This is a genomic window from Xanthomarina sp., assembly GCF_035306705.1.
GTDB lineage: Bacteria > Bacteroidota > Bacteroidia > Flavobacteriales > Flavobacteriaceae > Xanthomarina.
The window spans coordinates 47,031-54,581 of record NZ_DATGNO010000046.1; the positions used below are offsets into that span (position 1 = coordinate 47,031).

Consider the following 7,551-nt stretch of genomic DNA (forward strand, 5'->3'; position numbering starts at 1 on the left):
AAAGAATAAAATCCTTAAATCGTAGTACAAACACTAAATAAAAATTCATGAAAACCATATTATTAATCGAAGACGATATTGTTTTAAGAGAAAACACTGCCGAGTTATTGGAGTTGTCTAATTACAAGGTTCTGGCGGCCCCAAATGGACATATTGGAGTAGTTGTTGCAAAGCAAAGTTTGCCCGATATTATTATTTGCGATATTATGATGCCGGAATTGGATGGATATGGTGTCTTGGAGGCGCTGTCCAAAGATCAAGAAACAAAAAACATTCCTTTTATTTATTTATCGGCAAAAACCGAACAACAAGATGTTAGGAAAGGTATGAATTTAGGTGCGGACGACTATTTGACCAAGCCGTACCATGAAACCGATTTAATAAGTGCTATTGAAAGCAGATTGGCAAAAGCTTCTATTTTAAGCGACATCGGCCAAAGCAACAAAATTCCAGAAACTCAAGAAGATGAATTAAAAACCTTAAACGATCTTAAAAATTTTCTGGACGATAATGGGGAAACCATTCATTTTTCTGAAGGAGAAAATATTTATAAGGAAGGAGCGCATTCCAATGCTGTTTATTTAATTAGTAAAGGCATTGTAAAATGTCATAAACTGGACGAAAAGGGCAAGGAACTTATTACCGCTCTTTATAAGGAAGACGATTTATTTGGTTACACCTCCTTTATTCAAAACAAGCCGTATCAAGAATCTGCTACAGCCCTAAAAGACACCACTTTGGTAAGTATTTCCAAAGTTGTTTTAAAGGAAGTTCTAATAAACAACCACCAAGTAACTTTAGAGCTTATTCAATTGCTTACCGACAATCTTTTTAATGTGAAGGAACAATTGCTGCAAATGGCTTATGGTTCTGTAAATCAAAAAACCGCCCAGACCATTATTAAATTTGCTGAAAAATTGAACAGAAACCCTGCCGACGCCATACGGATTTCCAGAAGCGACCTAGCTAGTGTTGCAGGCATTGCTACCGAAACTTTAATTAGAACCATGACTCATTTTAGAAAACAGGGACTTATTGAAATTGAAGGTAGAAACATAAGGATTTTGGATTTAGAACGATTAAAAGAAATTTACTAAAACAGTAATTTTTCGGCAATATGATGGATATCATTTTGTTTGGAGCTTCCTAGGCGTACATTTGAGTTTTAAGTAACTGTGAAATGAAGAATGTATTATTGCCAACAGATTTTTCTGAAAACTCGTGGAATGCTATTAAATATGCGATAGATTTCCACGAGGAAACTGCTTGTAATTTTTTTTTACTTCACGTCAATAGATTGAGCCACCTACTTTTAAACGAGGTACCTTATTTGCCTACCCAGGATGTTGTAGAAAGTGTTTACACCAAACCGTCTAAAACCGAACTGCTTAAACTGCAAAAACGAATTGCCAAACAAATTCCTTCCAGTAGTAAACATAGGTTCTATACCATTGCCGATCATAATTTTTTAGTGCAATCTGTTCGCGACCATGTTGAGAAGAAAAACATCGAACTTATTGTATTAGGTACCAAAGGAGCTTCTGGACTTAAAAAAGCCATTGTTGGCAGTAATACTGGAGATATTATAACTAAGGTGGCCTGTACTACTTTAATAGTGCCAGAAAATGCCACGTATAAAAAAATTAGGGAATTAGCCTTCCCAACAGATTTTGCGTTGCAGTACAACCTCAATACTTTAGAGCCTATTTTAAAGGTAATTCAGAAAAACGATGCCGCTCTAAGAGTGGTTCATATTAGTAAAAAAGCGGCTGAATTAAACAGCGATCAAATAAAAAACAAGGAATTATTAGAAGACTATTTTCAAGCGCATGCCCATAGCTTTCATTTTTTAACCAATAAAAATATAGAAGCAGCAGTGCAGTGTTTTGTGGATAGCAGAGACGTGGATATGATTACCATGGTTGCTAAAAACTTAAATTATTTTCAGCAAATTTTATTTCATTCAAAAGTAGAGGAAATAAGTTATCACATAAACATTCCATTTTTGGTCCTGCACAATTAGTGGAAACTAGATTTAACAATGGATTCCTTATCCTAAAATCTTGATTTTTAGCGATAAATTGCTCACTTCCTTGATAATTAGAAACTTAAGGTTTAAGTTCGATAAAATAAATAGTTTAAAAAATCATTCATTCATCTAAAAATAAATAATTTATGGATATGTCTATTTTCTTGGCCAAATTTTGGGGCTGGTACTTACTTGTGTTTTTTATAATACTAAGTTTTAATCCCAAACGCATCAAACAAATATTTGCACATTTACGAGACGAAAAGTTTTTAATTGTCACCTCGTTTATTGCCATAATTATTGGTTTACTCAATATTTTGGTTCATAATATTTGGGAACCCAATTGGAAATTGATTATTACCCTCATTGGTTATTTTGCCTTATTTATAGGTTTAGCGCTGTTTACCTTTCCAAAACAAACAGTTAAAAGAATTAATTTTATAAATGTAAAGTTTGTTCAGGTAATTTATATGTTGCTGTTTTTAATTGGAATTTTTCTATTGAACATTGCCTACAATGTGGTGCCGTATTAATATTTTGAAAATCAAAGACCTAAACTGATGGATATCATTTCAATACCCAATGAAACATAGTAAATTAGCAATAATAATAGTATGATAGTTTTTTGTTCATGATGTGTCAAAAGGTTGAAAGTTCATTCTTTTAAAGATGGCTTCAATAAGTTTAAAAATGAAAGAGGAATTATTTTTAAACAACATACTATTAATAAAGAAAAGCCAGGAAGTTTAACTTTTTGGCTTTTTTTAACTGATAAATATCATTTTATATACGTCATTAGTTGTGTAAGTTTGTAGTATAAATTTAGTGTTTATATAGTTAAAGGTTTAAGTGGTTATTTGTGTGGTAACAAATAACCGAAAGAAAGAATTCCTGGGTTGTAATTAATCGAATTTATAGGTCTTTTAGATTTAAAAGTCGGGTTAATATTTATAGAAGAGGTTAATTAAAGCTAGGGAGCTCTAAAAAAAGCGAGAAAGAAGATACTTTCTCGCTTTTGTTTTTTATAGGCTTGTTAATCTCTTGTTAATGTGATATATGTCATAGTTTAAATCTTGATAAATCTCTAAATTTAAATATTGAATCCAATACTGTAACTATGAGAAAGATATTGATCCCTACAGACTTTTCAGTCAATTCCATGAATGCTATAAAATATGCCTTAGAACTTTTTAAGTATGAGATTAGTCAGTTTTATATCATGCATACGTATCAAGAAGAAATTTATGCAACTCCGGTTATAGCCAATCGAGAAGAATTGGATGCGATAACTGAAATGATTCAAAAAAAATCTCTTGAAAATCTAGAGAAAATCCTTCAGGAAATACAGGAAATATCACCCAATCCAAGGCATGAATATCATATAGTTTCTTCGAAGAATTTGCTGGTTGAAGGTGCCGATGAAATTGTCGACAAAGAGAATATTGATATTATTGTTATGGGTACCCGAGGCGAAACAAACGACAAGAAATCAACCTTTGGAAGTCATACCTTACAGGTGTTGAAATATGTACAGTGTCCTGTTTTGGCCATTCCGGAAAATTATAGTTACACCCAGCCCAAGCACATTCTTTTTCCAACTAATTTTATGATTCCGTACAAACGACGTGAATTAAAGTTGCTTTGCGATATCGCTTCGCCTTACAGAGCAATAATAGACGTGTTATATGTTTCCAGAAGCGAGAAACTATCCTTGCGCCAAGAAGATAATTTAGCTTTTTTAAAAGGGACAGTTTGTAAAAACCAAATAGAATTAGTTGTAAAAAAGGAAATCGATATTTTAGAAACCATTAATAATTATGTAGAAACACAGGATGTGGATATGTTGGTTATGGTTAATTCCAGACATTCATTTTTGGAAAACATTTTATATCCGTCTACCATTTCGAAACTTAGTTTAAAACTTCATATCCCATTTTTAGCCTTACAAAATATAAAGCGAATTTAATTAACTTGTAACCACAACTGCATAGGCAGAAAACTATAAAACCTTTATACTATGAAAAAGATACTCTTACCAACAGATTTTTCGGAAAATTCGTGGAATGCCATTTCTTATGCGCTCCAATTGTTTAAAGACGAAGTGTGCACGTTCTATTTGCTAAACACCTATACACCCATTGTTTATCATGTGGAATACGTTATGCTAAGTCCTTCGCAAATAGGTTTGGAGGATGTTGTAAAACAACAGGCTTTAAAAGGTCTTGAGGATTTTGAAAAGAGGATCAAGAAACAGCATGATAATCCAAATCATACCATTAAGAGTCAGGCCGTATTTAATACCTTGACTTTAGAAATTTCAGAACAAGTAAAAGAACACCAAATAGACTATGTGGTTATGGGTACCAAAGGTGCCACGGGAGCAAAGGAAGTTTTATTTGGATCGAATACGGTTCATATTTTTAAACAGGCAAAATGCCCTGTTTTAGCGGTGCCAGATAGTTTTAATTTTGAAAAACCAAGTCAAATCTTGTTCCCAACCGACTACGAAATTGATTACAATAATCAACAGGTTAAACCGCTCGTAGAATTATCTAAAGATAATGAAGCCAAGATTCATATCTTAAACGTGTCTTATGGAAGGGAATTAACTGCAGATCAGAAAAAGAACAAAGCTACCTTGTCAACACTTTTTAAAGATTTAAAACATGAATTCTTTAGTGTTAGGAATCAAGAAATAACTCAGGCAATTAGCGATTTCCAAATGAAAGCCCAAACCGATTTATTAGTTATGATTAACAATAAACACTCGTTTTTTGAAAATTTATTTTTTAAATCTACCATAAATCAAATAGGGTTTCATTTAAATATTCCTTTTTTGGTTATTCCTGCAAAAACGAAAAAATAACCAAATAGAAATCGGAAACTTTTAATTTTTCTGATTAGTTTTAACTACAAGCTTATGGATCCTAACATAGAAATTATTAAGTCTTCGGGAGAAAAGGTCAGGTTTTCGTTAGAAAAATTACGTGCCTCTTTAAACCATTCTGGTGCAGATAAAGAATTGGTCGACCAGATAATTGATAGGGTTCGCGACGAATTATATCAAGGTATTTCAACCAAAGAAATTTACAATAGAGCTTTTGCTTTATTAAAAAAGAAGAGCAGTTTCTTTGCTTCTAAATACAAGTTGAAAAAGGCTATTTACGAACTTGGTCCAACTGGCTTCCCGTTTGAAAATTTTATAGCTGCTATTTTTAAATATTCTGGTTATCAAGTTCAGGTTGGAAAAATATTACAAGGCCATTGTGTTAGTCATGAAATTGATGTGGTAGCCATTAAAAATAATGAAATGTCTGTGGTTGAATGTAAATTTCATAGTGAAGAAGGCAGAAATTGCAACGTAAAAGTTCCTCTTTATATAGCTGCTAGATTTAAGGACGTTAAAACCCATTGGGATACCAAATCGCATAAAAATGATTTAAATGAAGGTTATGTTGTGACGAATACACGTTTTACAGAAGATGCTTTGCAATATGGAAATTGTATTGGTTTAAAATTGTTGAGTTGGGATTATCCAAAAGAAGATGGTTTAAAAGATAAAATAGACAGATTGGGTTTGTATCCAATTACGGTTTCAACCTTATTGACAAAAAGAGAAAAACAATTTCTATTAAGTAGAGATGTCGTTTTATGTAGAGATTTAATAGGCGATTCCTTTTTTCTGGATCATTTAGGTATTTCGGAAATTAGAAAAGAAAAAATCCTAAACGAGATTAATCAACTTTGTAATAATTAAGCCATGGAAAATTCTGTTAAAATTCATTTTTTAGGTGCAGCAGGTGTTGTAACAGGTTCTAAATATCTCTTGGAGACCGCTCAAAAAAACATTTTGATAGACTGTGGTATGTTTCAAGGTATCAAAGAATTGAGAGAGTTAAATTGGAATAATTTATCTGTTCATGTAGAGGATATCGATCTGGTTTTGTTAACCCATGGGCATTTAGATCATGTAGGTTATTTGCCAAGACTTGTAAAACAAGGGTTTCACGGTAAAATTATTGGAACGGCGCCAACCTTGGCCATTGCCGAGATTATCTTGGAAGATAGCGCTAAAATTCACGAAGAAGAGGCCAAAAAAGCCAACGAAGAAAAATATACAAAACACGCCCCAGCCTTGCCTTTTTACACCACTCGCGAAGCTGAAAGAACCATAGAAATGTTTCAAATGAAACCTGAAGGGAAATGGATAGAACTTACAGAAAACATCTCTTATAGATTTCAATACAATGGCCATATTATTGGCGCCACATTTATAGAACTTGATATTCATGGAAAACGCTTTGTATTCTCTGGAGACATAGGTCGAAACAATGATTATTTACTAGAAAATCCTAAAAAACCAGAATGGGCGGATGTTTTATTTATAGAAAGTACCTATGGAAATAAATTGCATCCAAAAGAAGACTTAGACGACATGTTATCTGAAATGATTACAGATATCATCCATAAAAAAGGCAATTTAATTATTCCAAGTTTTGCTGTAGAAAGACTTCAAACCTTAATGTATATTCTTTGGAAATTATATCAAAAAAACAAAATCCCAAACATTCCTATTTTTGTAGATAGTCCAATGGGAAACAATGTTTTGGAGGTGTTTAAGCACTTCCCAGAATGGCATAAACTTTCAATAGAGGAGTATCAAGCCATGTGCAACCATTTCAACATCATTCAATCTTATAAGGAAACCTGGGAAACCATAGACGATAAACGCGCAAAAATAGTTATTGCAGGAAGTGGTATGGTAACAGGAGGCCGGGTTTTAACCTATTTGCAACAACTTATAGACGAGCCATCTACAACTGTTTTGCTGGTTGGCTATCAGGCAGAAGGTACTCGTGGCAGACAGCTCTTGGAAGGTGCTCACGAAATTAGATTCTTCGGAAAATATTATCCTGTAAAGGCCACTGTAAAACATCTAGAGAGTTTATCGGCTCATGCAGACCAAAATGATTTATTGGATTGGATGGGCGATATAAAAAACATTCCAGAAAAGGTGTATTTAATTCATGGAGAACCTACAGCACTTGATGCATTTAGAGTTAAAATTAAAGATAGATATAACTGGAATGCTTGTATTCCAAAACTTTTGGATACAGAAACAATCGTACTATAATTTATAAGTATTTTATTATGAAAACACAACAAGAATATAAAACCTTTAATAACGAAAAAACCATAGCAGAGTTGCAATATAACATGCAGCGTTTTGGAGCTAACCTTCAATTTTTAAAAAAAGATCTAGACTTTTTGGGTTATTTGGTAAATTCCACTATTTATAAGGTAAATATGATGGATCTTTTTGAAAATCTAGAGCGTTTTAAAAAGGAAATCCTAAAAACCTCCAATAAATGCGATTTATTGATTATCGAAGCCAATTTTCAAGCCAATCAAATTACCCAAAAAATAGAATGTGACGAGCTAGCTTGCGATAATTATTTTATTTCAACCCAAAATAATCTTGAAAAGAACATTTACGACTTTAGTATCCAAAGTGCTTTATT

At 32.7% G+C, this 7,551-nt stretch carries 8 protein-coding genes; all 8 read left to right on the forward strand.

The genetic code is table 11. The features are described from left to right. The first annotated feature begins 47 nt into the window (after nucleotides 1-47). Nucleotides 48-1,097 carry a response regulator gene (locus VKY47_RS03725; RefSeq protein ID WP_324310468.1) on the forward strand — a complete coding sequence of 350 codons (1,050 nt, stop codon included), beginning with the start codon at nucleotides 48-50 and terminating at the stop codon, nucleotides 1,095-1,097. Between the two features lie 83 nt (nucleotides 1,098-1,180). After that, on the forward strand, nucleotides 1,181-2,023 hold the full coding sequence (locus VKY47_RS03730; protein ID WP_324310470.1) for a universal stress protein: 843 nt from the start codon (nucleotides 1,181-1,183) through the stop codon (nucleotides 2,021-2,023). 152 nt (nucleotides 2,024-2,175) lie between these two features. Next, nucleotides 2,176-2,562: a hypothetical protein gene (locus tag VKY47_RS03735; RefSeq protein ID WP_324310472.1), complete on the forward strand. Its 387-nt coding sequence runs from the start codon at nucleotides 2,176-2,178 to the stop codon at nucleotides 2,560-2,562. Nucleotides 2,563-3,146: 584 nt separating this feature from the next. Further along, complete coding sequence (locus tag VKY47_RS03740; RefSeq protein WP_324310474.1) at nucleotides 3,147-3,995, forward strand: universal stress protein; 849 nt, start codon at nucleotides 3,147-3,149, stop codon at nucleotides 3,993-3,995. Nucleotides 3,996-4,046: 51 nt separating this feature from the next. Then, on the forward strand, nucleotides 4,047-4,895 hold the full coding sequence (locus VKY47_RS03745) for a universal stress protein (protein ID WP_324310476.1): 849 nt from the start codon (nucleotides 4,047-4,049) through the stop codon (nucleotides 4,893-4,895). Nucleotides 4,896-4,949: 54 nt separating this feature from the next. Beyond that, the gene (locus tag VKY47_RS03750) at nucleotides 4,950-5,786 is read left to right on the forward strand and encodes an ATP cone domain-containing protein (protein WP_324310478.1); all 837 of its coding nucleotides are present in this window, start codon (nucleotides 4,950-4,952) and stop codon (nucleotides 5,784-5,786) included. A gap of 3 nt (nucleotides 5,787-5,789) precedes the next feature. Next, nucleotides 5,790-7,163, forward strand: a complete 1,374-nt coding sequence (locus VKY47_RS03755) for an MBL fold metallo-hydrolase (RefSeq protein WP_324310480.1) — start codon at nucleotides 5,790-5,792, stop codon at nucleotides 7,161-7,163. 17 nt (nucleotides 7,164-7,180) lie between these two features. Continuing rightward, nucleotides 7,181-7,551, forward strand: a 371-nt coding sequence (locus tag VKY47_RS03760) for a hypothetical protein (RefSeq protein ID WP_324310482.1), incomplete at its 3' end; no start/stop codon positions are given.